A 24,264-nucleotide genomic window follows, 5' to 3' on the forward strand; every position below is an offset into this window, starting at 1 on the left:
TGTTCTCATGACACGCCCGGTTCGCCCAGCAACGTCCCTTTTCGCAGGCAAACCCGGGCTCGGAAGACATTCAGACCAAGCGAGTTTGCACATGAGCGGTAAGGTTTTTCTGATTGGCGCCGGCCCCGGCGACCCCGAACTCATGACCCTGCGTGCCTTGCGCATGCTGCAAGAGGCCGACGTGGTCGTCTATGACCGGCTGGTTTCGGACGACATCCTTGCCCTGCATGCCGAAAAGGCGCGGCTGATTCCGGTCGGCAAGGCCCCCAAATGCCATACCGTACCGCAAGATCGCATCAATGAGATTCTGCTGGAAGAGGCCCGCGCCGGTCACACCGTCGCACGGCTGAAAGGCGGTGACCCGATGATCTTTGGCCGTGGCTCGGAAGAAGCGGCCTATCTTGTGGCCCATGGCGTCACGGTCGAGTACGCACCCGGCATCACGGCCGCGCAGGGGGCATCCTGTTCGACCGGCGTGCCGCTGACCCATCGCGGGCTGGCAACCTCGGTCCAATATGTCACTGGCCACCGGCAGGAAGACAAGGTGCTGGACCTGGATTGGAAGCGGTTGGCCGATCCCGACTCGACGTTGGTGGTCTACATGGGCGTAGCCAACATTGGCCAAATCGCCATGGGGCTGATGACCGAGAACCTGCCCGGATCGACCCCCGTGCTGGCTGTCAGCAAAGCCACCACAGGGACCGAACGTCGCATCGTGTCCCGGTTGGACAGGCTGGCCACTGACGTGCGCAGCGCTGCACTTGAGGCACCCACTTTGTTCATCATCGGACAGGTGGTTTCGCTGTATGCCGAACGTTCGGTGGCCGAATTGATGGAACAAGCGCATGGCTAGGCTAGGTCACCGGACTGTTGCGCCTGGCAGGCAGAGCAGCCAACCGTTGACTTCGGTTCTGCTGGCCGGCGCGGTTGTGATCGCCACCTCGGCATTTGCCGCCGACACCTTGAACCCCGACGCCCTGAAACGGCTTGTCCATCAGGATTGCGGGTCGTGCCATGGGCTGTCGCTGAAGGGTGGCCTTGGTCCCGATCTTCGGTCCCAAACGCTGCAACACTATGATCCGGACGTGTTGACCGGCGTCATTCTCGATGGGATTCCCGACACGGCAATGCCCCCCTGGCGCCCCCTTATTACCGAGGAAGAGGCGGAATGGATCGCCCGTTACCTGCTGCAACAGGAGGCACAATGAAACAGCTTATTCTTGGCCTTGCCGCCACCCTGATGATGACCTCGGCGCATGCTGAACCAACCGCCACCGGTGATCTGGGTCTTGTGATCGAACGCGCCAAGGGCTCGGTCCTGTTGGTAGATCAATCCGACCGGGCCGCGCTGGCGCGGATCGAAGGGCTGGGCGATCTGTCCCATGCCTCGCTGGTCTATTCGCCCGACGAACGCTTTGCTTATGTGTTCGGGCGCGATGGCGGGCTGACCAAAGTCGATATCGTCACCCGACAGATCGTGAACCGCGTCGTACAGGCCGGTAACGCAATTGGTGGCGCAATTTCAGACGACGGACAGCTAATCGCCGTGTCGAACTATGAACCCGGCGGCGTCCGTGTGTTCGACGCCAATACGCTTGAGTTGGTCGCAGATATCCCAACGGGTAGCAAAACAATCGGTCTGGTCGACGCGCCGGGCCGCAGGTTCGTCTTCACCATGTGGGACTCTGGCGAAACCTGGATTGCCGATTTCGCGACAAGCACGCCCGAGATCACCAAGATCCCCGATATGGGCAAAAACCCCTATGACGCGCTGATCACCGCCAATGGCCGCACCTATATCACTGGCCTTTTTGGCGAGGACGGGCTGACCGCGCTGGATCTCTGGGCCGAGGCCCCGGAACCGATCCGCGTCCTACCGGATTACGGGCGCGGGCAGGAAGAAATGCCTGTCTACAAGATGCCCCACCTGGAAGGTTGGGCGCTGACAGGCCGCGAATTCGTTCTACCCGCCGTGGGCCATCACGAGGTTCTTTGGATCGATGCCGACACTTTGACCGAAACCGGACGCACACAGACCCACGGTCAGCCGGTCTTTGCCATGGCCCGGCCCGACGGGCGGCAAGTCTGGGTGAATTTCGCCCATCCGCTGAACGATACGATTCAAGTGATCGACAGCGTCACCAAGGACATCATCCACGAATTTAAACCCGGTCCGGCGGTGTTGCATATGGAATTCACCCCGCGTGGGCACGAGGTCTGGATCAGCGTGCGCGATGCCAACAAAGTCATGGTCTATGACACGCAAACCTTTGAAAAGCTACGCGAGATTGAAGCGGACAGCCCATCAGGCATCTTCTTCACCGCACGTGCGCACAGAACGGGGCTTTGAGACGATGGATCACATCACTGACCCGATCGACTGTCGCTTGCTGGACGAGTTTCAGCGCGATTTTCCCATAACCGACCATCCGTTTGAGGTACTTGGCGCAGCGTTGGGTCTGGACGAGGCCGAGGTCATCGATCGCCTGACCCGGATGCGCGCAACCGGTCGGATCACGCGGGTGGGTGCGACGATTGCACCGGGGGCAGTATCGGCCAGCACCCTGGCCGCCGTTGCCGCCCCCGAGGAACAGTTGGAAGAAATCGCCGCCCTGATCGACTCAGAACCCGGAGTGAACCACAATTACCAGCGCGAGGATACGTGGAACCTGTGGTTCGTTGCCACCGGGCCGGACCGGGTGCATGTGAACGATACCCTTGCCCGGATCGCCCGACGTACCGGGCTGCGGGTACTGGACCTGCGGCTGGTACGCCCATTCAATGTCGATCTTGGTTTTCGAATGTCGGGCAATTCCCGCAATGTGCCCGGCCCCCGCAAGGTGGATCGCTCGGCCATGCGGGACGGCGACCGTGCTCTGCTACAGGCGCTCAGTTCCGGCCTAGAACTGGTCGCGGAACCCTATACCGCGCTGGCCCGATCAATGAACCGATCCACGCCCGAGGTTCTGGCGCGGATCAAGGCGCTGCACGATGCCGGCATCATCTCGCGCCTCGGTGTCATCGTACGTCACCGGGCGCTGGGTTGGTCGGCCAATGCGATGGTGGTTTGGGACATGCCCGCCAGTCAGATCGACACCGCCGGCCCGGCGCTGGCCGCACATCCCGGCGTGACCCTGTGCTATGAACGTAACCCGGTCGAGGACGTCTGGCCTTACCGCCTGTATTCCATGATTCACGCCCGCTCGCGCAGCGAGGCGCAAGAAGTTCTGTCCGGCGCCGTTGCCCTGCCGGAACTGGCCGGTGCGCGCCACAAAGTTTTGTTTTCGACCCGCTGTTTTAAACAGACCGGCGCATTGATCCAACCAAAAGAGGCCGCCGCATGAGACTGGACGAAACCGACCGTGCAATCCTGAACCGAATGCAGGACGACCTGCCGTTGATCCCTCATCCCCATGCCGCGATTGCCACCGAACTTGGCATTCCGGAAAGCGAATTGCTGCACCGCCTCAGCCGCATGAAAGAGGAACGCATCATCACCCGCTTCGGTCCGTTTTTCGACGCGGCCGCCATGGGGGGTGCGTTCTGTCTGTGCGCCATGGCGGTGCCGGTCGAAAATTTCGAAACCGTCCTGACCAAAGTCAATGCGCACGCGGAGGTTGCCCATAATTATGAACGTACGCACCGGCTGAACATGTGGTTCGTACTGGCCACCGAAACGCCCGAGGGGATCGAGGCCACCGCTGATGCGATCGAACGGGAAACGGGGATCGAGGTTCTCCGTTTCCCCAAATTGCAGGAATTCTTCATCGGCTTCCGGGTAGCGGCATGATCGACGCAAAAGACAGAGAGATTATCGAGGCGCTGCAAGGCGGCCTGCCCCTGGTGCCCGCGCCCTATGCGCGGGTGGCCGAGCGTCTTGGCATGGACGAAGACGCGTTGCTGTTCCGCCTGGCCGAACTGAAATCGCGCGGCGTTATCCGTCGCATTGCCGCTGCTCCTAATCACTACAAACTGGGCATGACCTCGAACGGCATGACCGTGTGGGATGTGCAAAACGACCGTGTGACTGAACTGGGCACCCAGATCGGCGCGCTGCCCTTTGTCACCCACTGCTATGAACGCCCCCGCGCCCTGCCCGACTGGCCTTACAATTTGTTTGCCATGGTTCACGGCGCAGACCGTGACGAGGTCGAAGAAAAGCGCGCCGAGATCACCGCCATTCTCGGCGATGCATGTCGGGCTAAAGACATCCTCTATTCCACGCGCATTCTGAAAAAGACCGGGCTGCGCCTGAAAGCGAAAGGCTGAAACATGTTCCGCCTGACCGAATACATGCACCAACTCGTCACCCCGACCCCGGTGCGAAAACGCCGCCCCGGACCGGTGAAACCGGTGGTGATCTGGAACCTGACGCGGCGCTGCAATCTGAAATGCCGCCATTGCTACACCGTCTCGGCGGATGTTGCGTTCCCCGGTGAGCTCAGCCACGAGCAAGCCATGGTAACCCTTGAGGATCTGGGCCAATTTCGCGTCCCGGCCCTGATCCTCTCGGGTGGGGAACCGCTGGACCGGTTTGATTTCTTCGACATTGCCAAACGCGCCCGCGATCTGGTGCCGATGCTGGCGCTGTCGACCAACGGCACGCGGATTTACGATGAAACCGCTGATATGATTGCCGATGTGGGATTCAACTATGTCGGCATTTCCCTAGACGGGATCGGGGCCACAAATGACTGGTTCCGCGGCGTTGAAGGCGCCTTTGCCGACGCTTTGCGCGGTGTGCGCGAGTGTAAGAAACGTGGGATCAAAGTGGGCCTGCGATTTTGCCTGACAGAAGGCACTCAGCATCACCTGCCCGACCTGCTGCAACTGTGCGATGACGAAGGGGTCGACAAGTTCTACCTGTCGCATCTGGTCTATGCTGGGCGTGGCGACAAGAACCGGGGCGAAGATGCTGAACACCTGCGCACCCGTAACGGGCTGGACCTGCTGCTGGAGCGCGCGTGGGAGGCCGCCTCCGGCGGGCGCCCGCTGGACATTGTGACCGGCAATAATGATGCAGATGCGGGGTACTTCCTGAACTGGGTGCGCACGCATTTCGATGCCGATAAGGCCGCTCATGTGCGCGAACATCTCGCCGCGTGGGGCGGGAATTCCAGCGGGTTGGGCGTGGCCAATATCGACAATCTGGGGCGCGTGCATCCCGATACGTATTGGTCCGACTACACGGTCGGCAACGTGAAGACCCAACCGTTCTCAGAGCTGTGGGCCAGCGAGGACCAGATGCTCTCTATGCTGCGCACCCGACCACGTCCGCTGAAAGGGCGCTGCGGGGCCTGCCAATTAAAGGACGTCTGTGGCGGCAATACTCGTATCCGGGCTTTGCAGGTGACCGGCGATCCCTGGGCCGAAGATCCGGCCTGCTATCTTTCTAATCAAGAAATCGGCGTGGATGACGTGGGCGAACGCCTTAAGGTCACGCCGTTCCGGGGGAAACGTCATGATCCGGCACATCAGTTCTTTTGACACGCTGAAAATAGGCACGCTCTGCTCGCTGCTGCTGGCTGGTTCAGCATGGGCCGACGCCCCGTCGGACTATGCCGAACACTGCGCCTCGTGCCATGGCGAGAACCGTTTAGGCGGTGTTGGCCCGGCCCTGATCCCCGAGACGCTGAAGCGCATGCGCGGCCCGCGTGTGGCCGCCGTTATTGCCGAGGGGCGTACAGCCACTCAGATGCCCGCCTTTTCGCATGAACTCGACGCCTTGCAGATCGAAGAACTGGCGGGTTGGCTGAAATCCCCGCTGGAAACCAACCCCGAATGGGGCGAGGCCGAGATCATGGCCAGCCGTACGCTGGACGCAGAATACAGCCCGGTCGATGCTCCCGTCTGGGACAGCGACCCGATGAACATCACGCTGGCCGTCGAAACCGGCGATCACCACGTGAGCGTGTTGGACGGTGATACGTTTGAAGTATTGGATCGGTTCGAAACTCCGTTCGCCGTCCACGGAGGCCCGAAGTTCAGCCCCGACGGGCGCTATGTTTTCATCATGTCGCGCGATGGTTGGGTTCAGAAATACGATATCTGGGCTCTGAAACAGGTGGGCCGCGTGCGCGCGGGGCTGAACAGCCGCAACATCGCCATGTCAGGTGATGGAAAATGGGTAGCCGTCGCCAATTACCTGCCCAACAGCCTGACCCTGCTGTCGACCAGCGACCTTTCGGTCGCCAAGGTCATCGAGATCAAAAGCAAAAAGGGCAATCCCAGCCGCGTTTCTGCCGTTTATCAGGCCCCGCCACGCGAAAGCTTTGTGCTAGCCCTGAAAGATGTTCCCGAGATTTGGGAAGTTTTTTACGGCGACAACCCGCCTCAGTTCGGACTGGGTCATGACTTCCGTATCGAAGGGCAGTTCAAGAACCCAAATCCCTTCCCGGTCCGCAAGATCACCACGCCTGACTATCTGGACGATTTCTTTTTCGACCAAAGCTATGAATACGTCATGGGTGCCTCGCGCGACGGCAAGGGCGGGCAGGTTATTGATCTGGTCATCGGTCAGAAAGTGGCTGATCTAGACCTGCCAGGTATGCCGCATCTGGGATCAGGCATCACGTGGCAGTACGGCGATACAACCGTGATGGCCACGCCGCACCTGACCGACGGCACCGTGTCTGTGATCGACATGCAGACATGGGAAACGGTCAAACGGATCAAGACCGAAGGGCCGGGTTTCTTCATGCGCAGTCATGAGAATTCTCCTTACGTCTGGGCCGATGTGTTCTTTGGGCCCAACAAGGATGCGATGCACGTAATCGATAAGCAAAGCCTTGAAATCGTGCAGACTTTACGCCCAGCGCCGGGCAAAACCGTAGCCCATGTCGAGTTCACCAAGGATGGGCGCCATGCACTGGTATCGATCTGGGAAGATGATGGTGCCGTGATCGTCTATGACGCGCAAACTCTGGAAGAGGTTCGCCGCTTGCCCATGCGCAAACCTTCGGGGAAATATAATGTCTGGAACAAAATCACCTTCTCGGAAGGTACCAGCCACTGAGGGCAAATGGCCGGTCTGGAAACTGGCCATCCTGCTCTACCCCGCCACGGCACTAACCGTGGCCATCAACCTGTTTCTGGCGGGTCTGGTTGCCAATGGCATGGGGCTTGGCGTGATTGCACCTGTAAGCGCAATCCTGTGGTCGATCCCGCTGGGCTTGCCCGCATCCTGGCTGGCCGGGCGCTGGTTGCGCGGGTTGATGGATGAAGCCGACGATTAGTCACAAATTTCGGATACCTGACCTAAGTCAAGTATCCGTCTGAGAGAATCCCGTAGGACAAAGGAAAGAACGCCGAGTTGGATTCTCCATGTCTGCCCCAGTCCCACTGCACACACTGTCTGTCCGCGCTTCACGCGCGGCGTGCGCCATGGCAGGCACCCTTCTTTTGCTGTTGCAACTGCTTAGTCCGGCGCTGGCGAGTCCCGGACAAAGCATGTGGGTTGAGATCTGCTCGGAGGCAGGCGCGGTCTGGGTTCAAGTGGACCTCGAAGAAGGGACCGAAGACCCAACCGCGCCCTGCCCGAAATGCGCCGACTGTGCCTTGTGCGCCGTCACCGCTGCGGCACCCCTGCCAAACCTGCCGGAACTGAAGTCGGACGGGATTGTTCAGGTCGCTCGCTGCGATGACCGCAATCTGGTCAATTGCTACCAAGTTAGGCGGTTGTGGCCCGAAACCAGAGGCCCCCCGCACGCGCCCCAAGAAACATCCGAACGCGCCCCGCGCGCGTCCATGGCGTCAATCCAAGTAACCGGAGGTGCGCCGTGGTCGTAAGTCGCGCAACCCATATCCTGCTGGCCTTTGTCCTGTCCTGCCTGATGGCGATCAGCGCCCATGCCGACAGCCTTGCCAGCTTCCTGCCCGAGATTGAGCCCTCTGACCTTGCCCCCGGTGCCGATGCCTTTGGCCCGGTGCGCGATGACGTGCCTGTTGCCCCGGTTCTGAAGGGGGGCGAAACCGTCGCCTGGGCTTTCCTGACTTCGGATTTCGTGGGCACGACCGGCTATTCGGGCAAACCCATCCATGTGGTTGCCGCAATAAACGCTGGTGCCGTGCTGACCGGTGTGCAACTGGTCAAACACTCGGAACCCATCGTACTGATCGGCATTCCCAATTCGCGCATGGTCGAGCTGACCGAAGGCTACACCGGTCTGGACCTGAAACACGAGGCCGCAACGGGTGGTGAGGGGCATGACCTCGACATCATCTCGGGTGCCACTGTGACCATCATGGTGATCGACGACAGCCTTGTGCGCGGCGGTATCAAAGTGGCCCGCGCGCTGGGTTTAGGTGGGCTGTCGCCATTACAGGCCGACGGGCCGAAACGCGAAGTCGATATGGCTAAGAACGCCATCTATGACTGGACCACCCTGTCGGGTGACGGCTCGATCCGGCGGCTGACGCTGGATGTAGGTCAGGTCAATGCCGCTTTTGAAGCTACCGGAGATCAGCGCGCCATCAAACGCCCGGAACCGGGCGAACCGGATGACACGTTTATCGATATGCATATGGCGTTGGTCTCGGTTCCCTCGATCGGGAAATCCCTGCTGGGTGAAGCCGAGTATCAAAACCTGGTCGAGTGGCTGGACGACGGCGAACAGGCCATTCTGGTACTGGGGCGCGGGGCTTACAGCTTCAAAGGCTCAGGCTATGTGCGCGGTGGGATCTTCGACCGGATTCAGCTGATCCAAGGCGACAATTCGGTCCGGTTCTTTGACAAGCAACAAGAGCGCCTAGGCAAGGTTGCGGCCGCTGATGCGCCCAGCTTCACCGAACTGGATATCTTTAAAATCCCAGCCGAGGCGGAGTTTGATCCCGCCGAGCCGTTCCGCCTGCAACTGCTGGTACAGCGGGCCGTGGGCGCAGTTGAGAAAACCTTCCTGACTTTCGATCTGGGCTACAAACTACCCGAGCAGTACCTACTGCCCGTTACCGCCCCAACCGTTGTTGACGACGCCACCGGCGAGGCCGCCGCCAAAGCCGCCCTGTGGAAGCGCATCTGGAAAGACCGCACAGTCGAAATTGGCGTCCTTGGCGTCATGCTGCTGGTCCTGACGGCGACGTTCTTCTTCCAGTTCCACGTGACGATGAACGCGAGGGTCTTCTATTGGTTCCGCATCGGTTATCTGACCATGACCCTGTTCTTCATCGGCTGGTACGCCAATGCGCAGCTGAGTGTGGTGAACCTGATGGCACTGGCTGGCAGCCTGCGGACCGGGTTCAGCTGGGACGCCTTCCTGCTGGATCCGCTGGTCTTCATCCAATGGTTCGCGGTCGCCGCCGCGCTGCTGTTCTGGGGGCGTGGGGCCTATTGCGGCTGGCTGTGCCCGTTTGGCGCGCTGCAGGAGTTGACCAACAAGATCGCTCGTGCGCTGAAAGTGCCGCAATGGACCCTTCCCTGGGGTCTGAACGAACGGCTTTGGCCCGCGAAATACATGATCTTCCTCGGGTTGTTCGGCCTCAGCTTTGTCTCGATCCCGCTGGCCGAAACATATGCCGAGATTGAGCCCTTCAAGACTGCCATCATTCTGAAATTTATGCGCGATTGGCCGTTTGTGGTCTTTGCGCTGACCCTGCTGGGGATCGGGCTGTTCATCGAACGGTTCTACTGCCGCTACCTCTGCCCGCTGGGTGGAGCGCTGGCGATCCCCGCCCGTATCCGCATGTTTGACTGGCTGCGCCGCTACAAGGAATGCGGCACCCCCTGTCAGACCTGCGCCAACGAATGCCCCGTTCAGGCCATCCACCCCACCGGTGAGATCAATCCGAACGAGTGCGTCACCTGCCTGCATTGTCAGGTGCTCTACCAGTCCGAGGAAAAATGTCCCGTCGTTATCCGCCAACTGAAACGGCGGGCCAAGACAGGGTCGGTCGACCTCAAGACCCCCCTCGGACAGCCACCGGCGAACCATCCGAACGCCAAACCGCAATCCGTTTCCTAAAAAAAAGGAGGAACGAACATGTCGGAACATGACAACAAGCTGAACATCACACGCCGCGGGATGCTAGGTGCAACCGCAACTGGCGCGGTGCTGGCCGGGACCGGTCTGGGCTCGACCCTGATGACCGCGAAACAAGCCAGCGCTGCGGCCAACGCCAACCTGCAGCCTGGTGAGCTAGACGAATACTACGGTTTCTGGTCCTCGGGTCAGACCGGCGAGCTGCGCATCCTGGGCTTCCCGTCCATGCGCGAGCTGATGCGCGTGCCAGTGTTCAACCGCTGCTCGGCCACCGGCTGGGGTCAGACCAATGAATCGTTGAAAATCATGACCGACGGCCTGCTGCCTGAAACCAAAGAGTTTCTCGCCAAGCGTGGCATGAAAACCTATGACAACGGCGACCTGCACCACCCGCATATGTCGTTCACCGATGGCACCTACGATGGCCGCTACCTGTTCATGAACGACAAGGCCAACACCCGTGTCGCTCGTGTGCGCTGTGACGTCATGAAATGCGACAAGATCACCGAGATCCCGAACGCCAAGGCGATCCACGGTCTGCGACCGCAGAAATTCCCGCGCACCGGTTATGTCTTTGCCAATGGTGAAGATGAAACTCCGCTGGTCAATGATGGCAGCGTACTGGACGATCCGTCGCAATACGTGAACATCTTTACCGCGCTGGACGGCGACACCATGGAAGTGGCATGGCAGGTGATGGTGTCGGGCAACCTCGACAACACCGACTGCGACTATCAGGGCAAATACGCCTATTCGACCTCCTACAACTCGGAAATGGGTATGAACCTGGCCGAGATGACCGAGAACGAGCTGGACCACGTGGTTGTTTTCAACATCGCAGAAATCGAGGCGGGTATCGAAGCCGGTGACTATCAGGAGCTGAAAGGAGTCAAGGTTCTGGACGGCCGTAAGGGTCAGAACAAGAAGTACACCCGTTACATTCCGATCCCGAACTCGCCGCATGGCATCAACACCGCGCCCGACGGCAAGCACGTCTGCATCAACGGTAAGCTGTCGCCGACCGTGTCGATCATGGACGTCACCAAACTGGACGCCTTGTTCGAAAGTGATGCCGACCCGCGGTCCTGCATCGTGGGTGAGCCGCAACTGGGTCTTGGCCCGCTTCACACCGCCTATGACGGCCAGGGCAACGCGTTCACCACGCTGTTCCTGGACAGCCAGATCGTGAAGTGGAACATCGAAAAGGCAATCGAGGCTTACGGCGGTGCCGATGTGGATCCGATCATCTCGAAGGTCGACGTGCACTATCAGCCGGGCCACAACTCGACCTCCATGGGTGAAACCAAGGATGCCGACGGAAAGTGGCTGATTTCGATGAACAAGTTCTCGAAAGACCGCTTCCTGAACGTGGGTCCGCTGAAGCCCGAGAACGAGCAGTTGATCGACATCTCGTCCAACGAGATGAAAGTGGTTCACGACGGTCCGACCTTTGCCGAGCCGCATGACTCGATCATCGTTCGCAGCGACATCGTCAACCCGGTAAACGTCTGGGACCGCGCCGATGTTACATGGGAAGACGCCCGCAAACAGGCCGAGGCCGATGGCATTGATCTGGAAGAAGGCGCCGAAGAACCCATCCGGGACGGCAACAAGGTGCGGGTCTACATGACATCGCAGGCTCCAACCTTCAGCCTTGAGAAGTTCACCGTCAAACAGGGAGACGAGGTGACGGTCTACATCACCAACCTGGATGACGTTGACGACGTGACCCACGGCTTCTGCCTGGGCAACTACGGCATCGCAATGGAAGTTGCACCGCTGGCAACTGCCTCGGTCACCTTCACAGCCGACCGTCCGGGCGTACACTGGTTCTATTGCCAGTGGTTCTGCCACGCACTGCACATGGAAATGCGCGGTCGGATGTTGGTCGAACCGCAGGGAGCATAACCCATGCGTTGGCCTCTGCTCATACCGCTCCTGCTTGGCTCGCCCCTATGGGCGGCGGACTGGGATGTGCCCAATCGGGCGGGGGCCATCAATGAAATACTGGCGCAGGCGGCGGATGGGGACACCCTCCGCCTGAGCCCCGGTGTTTACACCGAAACGCTTGTGCTGGACCGGCCCGTCACCATCGATGGGCTGGGACAAGCCACCATTGACGGCCAGAGCACGGGAAGCGTCATCACCGTGACCGGACCGGGCGTGACCGTACGCGGTCTGACGGTGATCGGCTCGGGCTCAAGCCATGACGGGATCGACAGCGGCATCCAACTGACCAAAACGGCCAAAGCGCCGGTGGTCGAAGACAATGTGTTGTTGGGCAACCTTTATGGCGTCGACATTCACGGTGCCAAGGACAGCATCGTGCGTGGCAACCGGATCGAAGGTCGGCAGGACCGGCGGATGAATGACCGCGGCAATGGCGTCTACGTCTGGAACGCGCCGGGTGCGCGAGTTGAAGACAACGACATCCGGTACGGGCGCGACGGGATCTTTGTGAACTCGTCGAAAAAGAACACCTTCACAGGCAACCTGTTCCGCGACCTGCGGTTCGCCGTGCATTACATGTATGCGGACAATTCGGTCGTCAGCGACAATGTCTCGATCGGTAATGATCTCGGCTACGCGGTTATGTTCACCACAAACGTGACTGTGGCCAACAATGTCTCGATCGGTGACCGCGAACATGGCGTCATGCTGAACTACGCCAACAAGAGCGTCATCACAGGCAACGTGGTAAAAGGTGCCAAGGAAAAGTGCACCTTCCTGTATAATTCCAACAAGAACGAATTCACCGACAACTGGTTCCAGGGATGCGGCATCGGCATCCACTTTACCGCTGGCAGCGAACGCAACCGCATCGTTGGCAACTCTTTCATCGGGAACCGGACACAGGTGAAATACGTCTCGACCAAATGGGTCGAGTGGTCCGAAGACGGGCGCGGCAACTACTGGTCCGATTTCGCCGCATATGATGTGGATGGCAACGGCATCGCCGATGCCCCCTATCGCCCCAACGACTCGATGGACCATGTGCTGTGGACCCAACCCTCAGCCAAACTGCTGCTCGGCTCCCCCGCCGTGCAGCTGGTGCGCTGGTCGCAATCTGCCTTCCCGGCCCTGTTGCCGGGCGGCGTGATGGACAGCAACCCATTGATGCAAGCCCCTGAACCCCCAGCTATGAAAAAGGTGCCTCATGACGGATAAGGCCCTAGTTATCGACCATGTCAGCAAGGACCGCGGAAAAACTCGCGTTCTTGACGATATCAACCTGTCTCTTGCCCCCGGACAGCGCGTGGCGCTGCTGGGCCATAACGGCGCGGGCAAGTCGACCCTGATCAAATCCATCCTCGGCCTGACGCCGATCCATGGCGGAGCCATTCGGATCGGAGACGCCACCCCCGGCAGCGAACAAGCGCGGCGCGAGACCGCGTATCTACCCGAGGCGGTGTCGTTTCATCCCGCTTTAACCGGACGGGAACAGCTAACACTGTTTGCGAAATTGTCGGGAACCAAAGCTGATGTACCCGGCCTGCTGAACCGTGTCGGTCTCAGCGATGCGCTGGATCGCCGGATCGGAACGTATTCCAAAGGGATGCGGCAACGTCTGGGCTTGGCTCAAGTTCTGTTGGGTCAGCCGAAAGTGGCGCTGCTGGATGAGCCCACCTCGGGGCTAGACCCCATTTCGCGGCAAGACCTTTACGCCATCATTGACGAGTTGGCAGCGAAAGGTACCGCTGTCCTGATCGCATCCCACGCCCTGACCGAAGTTGAGGCGCGCACCGACCGCATCGCCATCATGCGCAAAGGCCGGATGGTGGCTGATGATACGTTGACTAACCTGTCGGCCCTAGCTGGTCTACCGATCCGCCTGCGCGTGCGCGCCAGCACCAACCCCGAAGCGCTGGCCGCGGCATTGGGTGGCGACCGGATCAATGGCGCATCCGTTGAGTTGCTGTGTTCCCCAGATGACAAAATGGAGGCCCTGCGCCGGATCGCTGGAATGGGCGATGCCGTGGCGGATGTGGAAATGACCCCACCCAAGCTGGAAGACCTTTATCGCCACTACGCTCAGGAGGAGATGCAATGACCCGCTTCCTCGCCATTACCCGCACGGAGATGCTGATCCTGCGCCGCAACCGCTGGCTGCTGGTGGCCACCCTGATCATGGTGCTGTTCGCCTTGGCGCTAACCTTTGCAGGCAGCGCGCCTACCGGTACGCTGGGCGTCGATATGCTGACCGTCTCGGTTGCCTCGATGACTACGTTGTCAGTATATCTTGCCCCCTTACTGGCGTTGATGATCGCTTTTGATGCCATCGCAGGTGACGTGGACCGGGGCAGCTTATCGCTGCTGCTATCCTATCCGGCGGGGCGTGGAGAAATCTTGTTGGGCAAATTCACCGCCCATCTGGCCGCACTTGCCTTTGCCATGACCGTCGGCTTTGGCACCGCTGGTGCAGTGGCCGCATGGTTCGGCGGCGCGGGGCCAGAAAGCCTGATGGCATTGCTACGCCTAATCCTCACATCCATCCTGCTGGGCGCCGTGTTTCTGGCGCTGGGTTACCTGCTGTCTGCCCTGGCTAGGGGCGCCACGGCAGCAGCAGGTTTGTCGGCCGGGCTCTGGCTGGTCTTTGTCGTCCTTTATGATCTGGGCTTGTTGGGAGCCGTCGTCATGGACAAGGGCGGCACCTTCACCCAATCCGTCTTTCCGTGGGTGATGGTAGCCAACCCGGCCGACGCATTCCGTTTGTGGAACATCGCCGCGACCGAAGGCGTTGCGATGGCGTCCGGCATGACCGGGGCCGCGCAGGCACTGCCCGTCTGGGCCGCTCCTGCCTCCCTGCTGATCTGGCCGGTATTGGGCTTTATCCTCGCCCGCGCCGCGTTTCGGAGGGTCGAGCCATGAAACGTCTTGCTTTGATCGCGTTTGTCGCGCTGGCGGCCTGCAAGGAAGAGATCGCCGAGGCCCCTGATCCAGTGGACCTGACCCCCGATGCGCTAAGCTTTTTCTGCCAGATGAACATCGCTGAACATGGTGGCCCCAAAGGTCAGATCCATCTGGAAGGCTACCCTACACCTCTGTTCTTCGCCCAAGTGCGCGACATGGTGGCCTACCTAAAAAGCCCCGAGCGTGATGCACCCATTGCAGCGGTCTATGTCAGCGATATGGGCGCCGCGCCCAACTGGCAACAGCCAGGTGTTTCCAACTGGATCGCCGCCGAGGGCGCAACCTTTGTGGTCGGAGCCAATGTTGCGGGCGGCATGGGCGCGCGCGAGGTGGTGCCCTTTGCAGACCCCGCTGCCGCTGAAACCTTTATTGGCCAGTACGGTGGCAACCTGCTGCCTCTGTCCGGCATCCCCGACACCGAGGTTCTGGGCCCCGTTGATCTGGACCTGAAACTGGAGACCCCCTCATGACCGCCCTCTCCCGCCGCCGGTTTCTGACCATGTCCGCCGCTTGTGCCGCCTTTCCCGCGGGTGCCAATTCTGCCCCTACGTCTCACTGGCACGGGGTCGCGCTGGGGGCCTCGGCCAGCTTGCGACTTGAGGGGCTGACGGACACACAGGCCGCGCCAATCATCACCGCGGTCGAAGCCGAAGTGAACCGGCTTGAGAACATCTTCAGCCTGTACCGACCGCAATCCGAACTCAGCCGACTGAATCGCGACGGGCAACTGCCAGCCCCAGCTCCCGAACTGCTGAACGTCCTCAGCCTGTGTTCGGCCTTGCACGAGGCCACAGACGGCGTTTTCGATCCTTCAGTTCAACCGCTCTGGTCCGCGCTGGCTAACGGGGCCACCGCGCAAGAGGTCCATTCCGCCCGAAAATCCATTGGATGGTCTCGCGTTTTAATCGGGTCCGACATGATCCGCCTGCCCCAACCCGGTGTTTCAGCACTGACGCTGAACGGTATCGCACAAGGCGCCATTACCGACCGCATCGCGGCTTTGCTGGCCTCGCACGGTCTACGCGATGTATTGGTAAATATGGGGGAAATCGCCGCCCTTGGCCATCGCCAAGACGGGCAAGCCTGGCAAGTCGGACTGGCCGGACCCGGCAGAGAAGTTCTCAAATCCATCGAATTAAGCGATCGTGCCGTTGCAACCTCGGACGCAGGCAACCTCATGCTGACCGATGATCAAGGCCACATCCTGAACCCGCAAGACGAGGTAGCAACGAACCACATAGTATCGGTCTCAGCCCCCAGCGCAGCCATCGCCGACGGGCTGTCCACGGCCTTGTGCGCGTTGCCTGAAACGCGCGTTGACGCCGCGATCAGGTCATTCCCCGAGGCGCGCAAAGAAATGTACATCTGAAAAAACTTCGGTGGTCACCTTAGTAAGCGAGGCCATTGGCTTTCCAATAAGACAAACCATCAAGTGCCCGCAACGGCTTACAACATAAGCCGTTGTTCCGACCGCATCTAAAAATGGTAGGTGGCGGAGACGAAGGGATTCGAACCCTCGAGACCCTTCCGGGCCTACTCCCTTAGCAGGGGAGCGCCTTCGACCACTCGGCCACGTCTCCGCTGGCGGGTATATCCTTGCCTGTCACCCGGATACAAGGCGATTTTCTATGCCTTGCTCACTTTTCTCAAATTCGTCGCAAACGCACACGCAATCAGCGAAATTTCGACGCTCTTGAAGACAGATATAGGCAGTCGTAATTGCGCGAAGGAATTCTTCAAACTACTCAATATGACGCGCTCTGAACTGAAAACTTGCCAAATACACGGGCTATAAGGCATATTTGTATAGATTTATTAGCGTATAATTCAAAAATACGAATTTATTGAGGGGCAAACCGAGCGGTGGGCGCGATGCGCTCAGTACCTATCTGTGGGGGAAGGACGTTAGGTTGGCTTGGTTGAAATCGTTACTCGTTATTTGTTGTGTTTTGCTTCTGCCTTCGCAGGCCTTAGCCAACATAGGAAAAGTTATCGGCGTCGAACAAGGCGCTGAATTAACGCGCGCAGGGAAATCGCAGCCGTTGCGCACAGGGATGGAAGTTGCATCTGGCGATTCCATATCCACCGACGGCAGCGGTCTGGTTCAGTTGGTTTTCGTCGATGAAACCAAGATCGCGATTGGCCCGAATGCTCGGATGACACTGGATGTGACAATGCTGCGCGGCAACAAAAAGGCCAAGAACTTCGCGGTTCAGGCCCTTGGCGGCAGTTTTCGCTTTATCTCTGGCAAAAGCAAAAAGCGCGCCTACTCGATTCAAACGCCCACTGCGACCATGGCCGTACGCGGAACGACTTTTGACATATGGGTCGCGCCCGGCGCGCAAAGCGCCATGCTGATTTTACAGGGCCGGGTAGAAATGTGTGGTCAGAACGGCATTTGCCAAGAGACCGGGCGCAAATGCAACCTTCTCGCCACCACACAGAGTGGACGTATCGGGCGCTCTGTCGATCAGGAAAGTTACGAACAAGCGGTGAAAGAGGGGTTCCCCTTTGTTCAGTCACAAGAGCAATTGCTGATTCCATTGCAAACAGATGTGACGGGCTGCGGCAGGGATGCCGTGCCACCTCTGCCGCAACGATCAGAGGTCCCTGCATCAGGCCCTGACTGGGGACCGCGTGAGGTTCAAAGCGCTGGGGCCTCCGGGTCGTCTCCGTCAAACAGCGTCGGCGTCGGCAGCGGCAATGGCGGCAGCGTCGGCAGCAGCACTGGCAGCAACAACGGCAGTGGCGGTAATGTCGGAAACGGTAGCGGCAGTGGCGATGGCAGTGGCGGCTCGATCGGCGGCGGTTCCGGCAGCGGCGGGCCAGGCAGCGGTGGCACGATTGGTGGTGGCGGAACAGGAGGATTTGGCGGCGGTAGCGGCAGTGGCACCACTGGCGGTAACGGCGGCAATAGCGGCGGTTGAGCAAACACAGGGCCCGCTGCATGACATCAGATCAGTCGTTGCCGCAGAAAAATGCGCACATCCCGTTCAGGTCCGTCCGGGCTGACCACGACATTCGGAGGCAAACGTGACCGGGAAGCCCAAAGAACGAACAGGGCGGCGGCGGGCCTTCCAGCTGGTAGGGCTGGGCCTGATCCTTTTCGGGTGTTTTATCCGGGTTCTCGATCCGTATCCGGTGCGGATGACGCGGCTGATCTATTTCGACATTCTGCAACGCATCTCACCACGCGAATACAACCCTGATCTGCCTGTCCGCGTTGTGGATATCGACGAACAGTCGCTGGCAAACTGGGGGCAATGGCCCTGGCCCCGAACCCTTTTGGCACAGATGGTCCAGAACCTGGGCGAATATGGTGCCGCCGCTATCGCCTTTGACATTTTGTTCGTCGAACCTGACAGGTTCTCGCCTGCGCGGTTGCTGGAAGAACCCTCGCTCTCTGGGGTGCTGTCAGTTGAGCGCCACGCCGAGAAGCTGGACCATGACGTGCTGTTCGGAATGGAGATCGCCAATTGGCCGGTTGTATTGGGCGCGGCAGCCCGACAATCCAGCGACGGCAGGCACGTTACGCCGATGGCCGGGATCATCGAAATAGGGGAATCGCCGACCTCGGGGCTGGTTACTGTTCCTTATTGGACCCCACCAGCCTCACCGCTGGATCGAACGGCAGCAGGCATCGGAGGGGTCAATGTCTCACCCCTTGGCGGTATGGGCATCGTGCGCCGCGTGCCTATTTTGTGGGGCGGGCCGGATGGTGCGCTGCCGGGGCTGGGGATTGAGGCGCTAAGGGTTGCCATAGACGAACCCGTCATCATTGCCGAAGGTATGCCGGATGAGGCCGGTATCATGCTGGCGGTCGAGATTGGTCAATTCCGCCTGCCAACCACCGAAAACGGCGAGGTCTGGGTCAGATACAGGCGCGATAACCCGGACCTGTATCTGTCAGCTGATGATATCATGCAGCCACAGGACAATCCCGATCTGCGCGCCGAAATCGAAGGGCGGATCATTCTGGTCGGCACGTCGGCCGCCGGATTGTTTGACATGCACCAGACACCTTTGGGTGAATCTGTTCCGGGCGTGTCGATCCATGCGCAAATTCTTGAACAGGTCCTGACCGACGAAATGCTAAGCCGCTCGGATGTGACGTCGGCGCTCGAACTGCTGTCTTTCGTCATTCTTGGCGTAGTGGTCACGGCCGTCATGGCGCGGTTCGGGGCGGTTGCGTCATTTGTTGCAGGTGGCGTTGCTGCGGCGGTTGTCCTTGGCATCAGTTGGCTGGCATTCCAGCACCAGTTGGTTCTGTTCGACGTTACCTTTCCTCTGATGGGGGGCATGGCTAATTTCGGCCTGCTGGCGGGCTATCTGTTCATTTCGACCGAGCGCGAAAAACGTGTGATCCGACAGATCTTTTCCCACTATGTCGCGCCCGAGATTCTGGACGAAATTGAGGTGTCGGGTCATCAGCTTCAACTGGGCGGTGAAACACAGGAGATCACCGTCATGTTCTCGGATATACGAGGCTTTACGCCTTTGTCCGAGTCTGTTTCGGCCACCGATCTCGTCACCTTGCTGAATCAACTGTTTTCTCAGATCGGCGACCAGATTTTGCTGGAACGGGGTACCATAGACAAATTCATCGGCGATGCGGTAATGGCGTTTTGGAACGCCCCCCTGCCGGTCGAAGATCACCCATGCCGTGCCGCAAAGGCGGCGCTGTTGATGCGACGGGCGCTGGTAGAGTTCAACGCCTCGGACGTCATGCAGGGGCGGCCGCCGATTGCGCTGGCGACCGGTTGCGCCACGGGTCGGGCCTGCGTCGGTAATATCGGGTCAAAGCGCAGGTTCAACTATACCGTCATCGGGGATGTGGTGAACGTCGCCGCACGGATCGAACAAAGCTGCCGCCATGTGGACTATGACATCGTTGTCTCAAGTTCGGTGTATGAGAAAACGCGGCACGAAATGGCGATGCTTGAGGCCGGGTATGTCGACCTTAAGGGACGAACTGACCTGGAACCCGTTTTCGTGCTGGTTGGCAATCAAGACGTACTGGAAACCCCTGAATTTCAGAAATTGGAAACAACCCACCAAACGCTGATCGCGGCTATTCGGGACCGGCACCCTCAGGATCGGATTGAACGAATATGCGAGGATTGCATCGAACAAGCCCACCATATCGAACCCGGATTGATGAAGTTTTATTACGCGCTGTCCGGCAGGGCTGCCGATTTCCGGTCGGATTTCCAATCCAATCAGTTGATCTTCAGCCACCAAAGACGCGCCCGGAAACCATCAGCCTGAGCAATTTGAATGGAAAGGCTATGCCAATTCCGCCAGCGCCGCATCAATGCGTGTTAGCATCGGAGATCGCCCTGCAGACTCGACGATGACGCGGGCCCGGCTTAGATGCTCGATAGCCTGCGCCTTCTTTTTCTTCGCCTTGTACAGCAGCCCCATGATCATATCACAGCGCGCGATATAGTGGCCCTTTTGGTCGAACTGAGGGTTCTTGCGCACCTGCTCAACCATCGCGATCAGACGTTTTTTTCCAAACAGCATAACCCAAAGGATCGACCGGAAATTTCGAAACAGAACCCCCAGCGAACCGCCGCCTTCACCTGTTAGGATGGCCAGATACATCTCGCACAGAAACAGACGGGCCCAGTCAGCGGATATCTGAGTGCCCTCGTCGGTACGTTTCTGAATGGCGCATTCAATCTGGCGCAACCCGTCCGTAATCCGACCGTTCAGCGCATAGGCCACCCCCAGCATCGCCGCGGGCCCGAAGGTGAACAGCGTCCACCCCTTTTCGTTGCAGGCCTTGATGTGGTTTTGGACCACCTCAGTCGCCCCTGGCATTTCCAGCGGCACCATGGCTCCTACTCTGGCTGCTTCGGCTATGGCCAACTCAAATTCGACCTTTGATGCTTTGCGCGCCTTCTCAGCCATTTCAAGCGCCAGTTCGTGATCATCGGTGACCATCGCGATCAGCGCCTTCATGGCGGTTCCATAGCCCAGCGCACGCGGGTCGTTTTTGGCTTTTCCCAAGGCGATCATCCGATCTGATGCGGCATGCGCCCGCGCCACCCGCCCCCGCGTCAGTTCGTTCCAACCAACAGTGGCCTGATAAAAATTGTGGATATAGGCGTCGTCGATCTGTTCCAGCACGGCCTCGACATCGCGTTTTCGCGCCTCGAAACGGTCATTGTCGATCGGCGCGTGATAGATTGAGACCGAAAGCTCATTCACCATGGCATACGCCTTAGAGGCCGGATCATTCAGACGACCTGCCATGTCTGTCAGTTCCTGCTGAACCCAATGCGCCTCGTGATACTTGCCGTTGCAGACCAGACAAGAAACATAGTGGTGCAGGAACAACGTGTGATCCTGACTGTCACCAGCCTTTTGCAGGATCGGGCGAACTGTCCCGGCCAGTTCGATAATCTTTTTGACCCGCAGTGAGATATTGGAACACAGCGCGAAACTGGCCATGAATCCGGCAAATTCTGCATCTGTGGCGCAACTTGGGTCGTTTTGGTACAGCTCAAGAGCGTCCACAAAATACCGGTTGGCTTCGTCCAGTGAATAAACGCCGAGGCATTTATCACCAGCCATGGCACTGTAGTGAAACGCCTGATCTGCCCGATCCGTCTGTCCATAGTGAAAGGCCAGCACCTCGGCGGCCTCGTGCAACCGGTTGGCGTTGCGCATCACCAACGCCTCGGCAATGGCAAGATGCAGGTCGGACCGGCGGGACAGAACCAGGCTTTGATAAACCGAATCCCGCAGCAGAATATGTTTGAAGATGTAATCCGACGAGTTCGGCTCGCGGTACAGCACATCCTGCGCTTGCAGCCGTTGTAGGGTGGCGCCGGTTGACTTGGTCGTCTCGGTGATCTGGGACAACAGACCGGGATCAAAACGCCGACCAATCACGGCTGCAGCCTGCAGCAAGGCGCGATCTTCGGGATCAAGCCGTTCAATTCTGGCTGTCAAAAGGCTGCGCATGGTGACGGGCAATCCGCTGTCGCTGATATCCGCTTCGATATGGGCGCGGCCATTTTCGACGCGCAAAACTCCCTGATCCTGCAGAAAGCCCAAGATTTCTTCGCCAAACAGTGGATTGCCCCCAGCACGGTCAGCCAGCTGTTCTGCCAACCCATCGGGTAGAGCGTCCACCCCAAGACGGTTTTGCGCTAGAGCGGCAAGGTCTTCGACCCTCAGCGGGCGAAGCGCCACGGTTGTCACCCCGGCCATGTTTTGCCAACTGGGTGTGTATTCGGGTCGCCGTGTCTGGATGATCAGCAGGTTCGACAGGCCCGGAGCCTCGATCATATTCGCCAGCAAATCCTTTGACGCGCTGTCGATCCAATGTCCATCTTCGATCAGCAAAACAACCTGGCCCCGCGCGCATTTCAGACGCAGCAGTTCGGTCAGCAACTCGCGAATACGCAGACCGATCAGAACACCGTCGAGACCGTCCAGAACCCCCTCGGGCGGTGTGAGACCCAGAAAATTCATCATTAACCCAAGGTTCTGTTGCGCGAACAGCCCGGATTTTTTTAACCCGGCCTCAAGCTTGGCCCGAACCCGCAGCGGGTTGTCGGCATCGGTGATGAGAAATGAATTTCGCGTGATTTCCAGGAAGGGCAGAAACGGAACCTGCTGGCCATCTGCAAAGCAGTTTCCCGTCAGGACCGACACCTCGTCCGCAGGTAGGCGATGAAGAAACTCGAAAACCAGCCGCGTTTTGCCCAACCCCGGCTCGGCAACCAGGTCAATCACGGACCGGGTGTCTTTCGCCCGCTCCAGCGCGGTGGAGATCGTGCTTAGTTCATCTGTTCGGCCAACATAGCCGCTCAACCCTTGCGCTACTGATGCGTCGAACCGGGTTGCGTCGGGGTGAACGGCCTGCAACTGCCACAGCTTTTGCGGCGCGGACAGACCCTTGATCTGATGTTCGCCGAAAAAGCCAAGTTCGGTCACCCATTGGACCAGCCCCCGTGTGGTGTCGCAGATCAGGCTTCCACCCGACGGGGCAAGATTTTCAAGCCGCGCGGCCAGATTCACTGTGCTGCCCACAGCAGTCGTCGGGCCGCTCTCGCCCTGGACAGCCGCCATCAGAACCGTACCGGAACTGATCCCCACACGCACCTTCGGGCGCACGCCGAAACGCGCTTCGATATCCGCGGCGGACGCTTCGAATGCCGCATGGATCGCCATAGCGGCCCGGCAGGCCCGCAGTGCCGTATCTTCGGTCGCGTCGGGAATGCCGAACAGCGCCATTATGCTGTCGCCAGCAAAATCGCGCACCGTTCCACCGTGGGCCTCGACCGCCCGGACCAGCGTATCGTAGGTCAGCCGAACAAAGCCCAACGCCTGTTCTTCCCCAAGCGATGCAACAATTGCGGTGTAGCCGACCATATCGGCAAACAGCACCGTGACCTGACGCCGTTGCTCGCTATCTGCTTGTTCCCGCTTAGGTTTATCCGCAATCTTCCCCATAACTGCAAAGGTGTACTACAGCCAACCCAGGCTCGCCAGTATTTGCAGATGAATTGCCGCAAAGGCTTATTCAAATAGCAGTGAAAATGTCACGCCCAAAGCCGGGTGCGATCATAGTCGGCGACACCTGTCTGTTTCAGACAGTTTCCGCCCAAAGATCATCTGCCTGAGGGATGCTGCAGACCCCAAGATACCGACGAACCGTCTCAGTCATTCCAAAGTTCAGAGCATCGCAAAACAACGCGTGCCCGATGGACACTTCGGCAATCGACGGGATCCGAGCAATCAGTTTGCGCGTGCCACTGACCGTCAGATCGTGGCCCGCATTGACCTTGAGCCTTTGCGCCGCAGCCGCGGTCGCTGCGGCGGTCAGACGGTCAAGTTCCCGCGTCTCGGCCACTGGGTCGTCATAAGATCCGCCGAACGGGCCGGTATAAAGTTCAACCCGATCTGTTCCGGTCATCGCGGCATGGGGCATGTGCGCTGCCTCGGGATCGCAGAACAGCGACACGCGGTGACCCTTCGCCTGTAACCCGGCAACCACATCCGCAAGCATCGCGCCCTGTGCCGGGAAATCCCAACCATGATCACTTGTCGCCTGACCCGGATCATCGGGAACCAACGTCACCTGGTCCGCGCGCACCTGCTGAACCAGCGACAGAAACCGTTCATCTGGATAGCCTTCGACATTCAATTCCCGGTCTGGAAATTCCGCGTCAAGCATAGAGCTTAGCCCGCGCACATCATCGGGCCGGGTGTGACGCTCATCCGGGCGAGGGTGCACCGTCACGCCCGCCGCGCCCGCGTTCAAGGCGATCCTTGCCAGACCTATCAAATCCGGCCAGGGGTGCTCACGCCTGTTGCGCAGCAGGGCGGCAACATTCAGATTTACCGAAAGGTCCGTCAT

The 24,264-nt window shown here is 59.4% G+C and carries 21 protein-coding genes and 1 tRNA gene; 19 read left to right on the forward strand and 3 right to left on the reverse strand.

The annotated features are described in order from the left end of the window. Positions 1–91 precede the first annotated feature (91 nt). The 17 genes from cobA (at position 92) to ACR0LY_RS12790 (ending at position 16,254) form a co-directional block, all read left to right on the forward strand. Positions 92–853 carry a uroporphyrinogen-III C-methyltransferase gene (gene cobA, locus ACR0LY_RS12710; protein ID WP_170350167.1) on the forward strand — a complete coding sequence of 254 codons (762 nt, stop codon included), beginning with the start codon at positions 92–94 and terminating at the stop codon, positions 851–853. Beyond that, positions 846–1,208, forward strand: a complete 363-nt coding sequence (locus ACR0LY_RS12715) for a c-type cytochrome (RefSeq protein ID WP_254440228.1) — start codon at positions 846–848, stop codon at positions 1,206–1,208. Before cobA ends, ACR0LY_RS12715 begins: the two co-directional genes overlap by 8 nt. After that, positions 1,205–2,350 carry a cytochrome D1 domain-containing protein gene (locus ACR0LY_RS12720; protein ID WP_170350166.1) on the forward strand — a complete coding sequence of 382 codons (1,146 nt, stop codon included), beginning with the start codon at positions 1,205–1,207 and terminating at the stop codon, positions 2,348–2,350. Before ACR0LY_RS12715 ends, ACR0LY_RS12720 begins: the two co-directional genes overlap by 4 nt. A 4-nt stretch (positions 2,351–2,354) precedes the next feature. After that, on the forward strand, positions 2,355–3,344 hold the full coding sequence (gene ahbB / locus ACR0LY_RS12725) for a siroheme decarboxylase subunit beta (RefSeq protein WP_170350165.1): 990 nt from the start codon (positions 2,355–2,357) through the stop codon (positions 3,342–3,344). Next, positions 3,341–3,790: an Lrp/AsnC family transcriptional regulator gene (locus ACR0LY_RS12730; protein ID WP_170350164.1), complete on the forward strand. Its 450-nt coding sequence runs from the start codon at positions 3,341–3,343 to the stop codon at positions 3,788–3,790. The genes ahbB (ACR0LY_RS12725) and ACR0LY_RS12730 overlap by 4 nt, the downstream gene beginning before the upstream one ends. After that, the gene (gene ahbB, locus ACR0LY_RS12735) at positions 3,787–4,269 is read left to right on the forward strand and encodes a siroheme decarboxylase subunit beta (RefSeq protein ID WP_170350163.1); all 483 of its coding nucleotides are present in this window, start codon (positions 3,787–3,789) and stop codon (positions 4,267–4,269) included. Before ACR0LY_RS12730 ends, ahbB (ACR0LY_RS12735) begins: the two co-directional genes overlap by 4 nt. Before the next feature lie 3 nt (positions 4,270–4,272). Further along, on the forward strand, positions 4,273–5,487 hold the full coding sequence (gene nirJ, locus ACR0LY_RS12740; protein WP_170350162.1) for a heme d1 biosynthesis radical SAM protein NirJ: 1,215 nt from the start codon (positions 4,273–4,275) through the stop codon (positions 5,485–5,487). Beyond that, positions 5,462–7,015 carry a nitrite reductase gene (locus ACR0LY_RS12745; RefSeq protein ID WP_170350161.1) on the forward strand — a complete coding sequence of 518 codons (1,554 nt, stop codon included), beginning with the start codon at positions 5,462–5,464 and terminating at the stop codon, positions 7,013–7,015. Before nirJ ends, ACR0LY_RS12745 begins: the two co-directional genes overlap by 26 nt. Then, the gene (locus ACR0LY_RS12750; RefSeq protein WP_170350160.1) at positions 6,972–7,235 is read left to right on the forward strand and encodes a hypothetical protein; all 264 of its coding nucleotides are present in this window, start codon (positions 6,972–6,974) and stop codon (positions 7,233–7,235) included. The genes ACR0LY_RS12745 and ACR0LY_RS12750 overlap by 44 nt, the downstream gene beginning before the upstream one ends. Positions 7,236–7,383: 148 nt before the next feature. Then, positions 7,384–7,788, forward strand: a complete 405-nt coding sequence (locus tag ACR0LY_RS12755; protein WP_254428530.1) for a DUF2946 family protein — start codon at positions 7,384–7,386, stop codon at positions 7,786–7,788. A gap of 44 nt (positions 7,789–7,832) precedes the next feature. Further along, positions 7,833–9,956, forward strand: coding sequence for a NosR/NirI family protein (locus tag ACR0LY_RS12760; RefSeq protein WP_174820513.1), 2,124 nt, complete (start codon positions 7,833–7,835; stop codon positions 9,954–9,956). Positions 9,957–9,974: 18 nt separating this feature from the next. Further along, positions 9,975–11,882, forward strand: coding sequence for a TAT-dependent nitrous-oxide reductase (gene nosZ, locus ACR0LY_RS12765; RefSeq protein ID WP_170350157.1), 1,908 nt, complete (start codon positions 9,975–9,977; stop codon positions 11,880–11,882). A 3-nt stretch (positions 11,883–11,885) separates the two neighbouring features. Continuing rightward, a complete protein-coding gene (locus ACR0LY_RS12770; RefSeq protein WP_170350156.1) occupies positions 11,886–13,142 on the forward strand; it encodes a nitrous oxide reductase family maturation protein NosD in 1,257 nt (418 codons plus the stop codon). After that, complete coding sequence (locus ACR0LY_RS12775; protein ID WP_170350155.1) at positions 13,132–14,025, forward strand: ABC transporter ATP-binding protein; 894 nt, start codon at positions 13,132–13,134, stop codon at positions 14,023–14,025. Before ACR0LY_RS12770 ends, ACR0LY_RS12775 begins: the two co-directional genes overlap by 11 nt. Further along, positions 14,022–14,843, forward strand: a complete 822-nt coding sequence (locus ACR0LY_RS12780) for an ABC transporter permease (protein ID WP_170350154.1) — start codon at positions 14,022–14,024, stop codon at positions 14,841–14,843. Before ACR0LY_RS12775 ends, ACR0LY_RS12780 begins: the two co-directional genes overlap by 4 nt. Continuing rightward, complete coding sequence (locus tag ACR0LY_RS12785; protein WP_170350153.1) at positions 14,840–15,355, forward strand: nitrous oxide reductase accessory protein NosL; 516 nt, start codon at positions 14,840–14,842, stop codon at positions 15,353–15,355. The genes ACR0LY_RS12780 and ACR0LY_RS12785 overlap by 4 nt, the downstream gene beginning before the upstream one ends. Next, a complete protein-coding gene (locus tag ACR0LY_RS12790; protein ID WP_170350152.1) occupies positions 15,352–16,254 on the forward strand; it encodes an FAD:protein FMN transferase in 903 nt (300 codons plus the stop codon). The genes ACR0LY_RS12785 and ACR0LY_RS12790 overlap by 4 nt, the downstream gene beginning before the upstream one ends. Positions 16,255–16,375: 121 nt before the next feature. Here ACR0LY_RS12790 and ACR0LY_RS12795 read toward each other — a convergent pair. Beyond that, positions 16,376–16,465, reverse strand: a tRNA-Ser gene (locus ACR0LY_RS12795). A 474-nt stretch (positions 16,466–16,939) separates the two neighbouring features. Between ACR0LY_RS12795 and ACR0LY_RS12800 the strand changes: the two genes are divergently transcribed. After that, positions 16,940–17,812: a FecR family protein gene (locus tag ACR0LY_RS12800; RefSeq protein ID WP_217360545.1), complete on the forward strand. Its 873-nt coding sequence runs from the start codon at positions 16,940–16,942 to the stop codon at positions 17,810–17,812. A 106-nt stretch (positions 17,813–17,918) separates the two neighbouring features. Beyond that, on the forward strand, positions 17,919–20,153 hold the full coding sequence (locus ACR0LY_RS12805) for a CHASE2 domain-containing protein (protein ID WP_170350151.1): 2,235 nt from the start codon (positions 17,919–17,921) through the stop codon (positions 20,151–20,153). Between the two features lie 18 nt (positions 20,154–20,171). Here the strand turns inward: ACR0LY_RS12805 and ACR0LY_RS12810 are convergent, their stop codons facing one another. Together ACR0LY_RS12810 and ACR0LY_RS12815 are read right to left on the reverse strand one after the other, a co-directional pair. Next, positions 20,172–23,357 (reverse strand): ATP-binding protein, encoded by a 3,186-nt coding sequence (locus ACR0LY_RS12810; RefSeq protein WP_170350150.1) that lies wholly within the window; start codon positions 23,355–23,357, stop codon positions 20,172–20,174. A gap of 136 nt (positions 23,358–23,493) precedes the next feature. Continuing rightward, the gene (locus tag ACR0LY_RS12815; RefSeq protein WP_174820505.1) at positions 23,494–24,264 is read right to left on the reverse strand and encodes a pyridoxine 5'-phosphate synthase; all 771 of its coding nucleotides are present in this window, start codon (positions 24,262–24,264) and stop codon (positions 23,494–23,496) included.

The organism is Ruegeria sp. BC5, assembly GCF_056539205.1.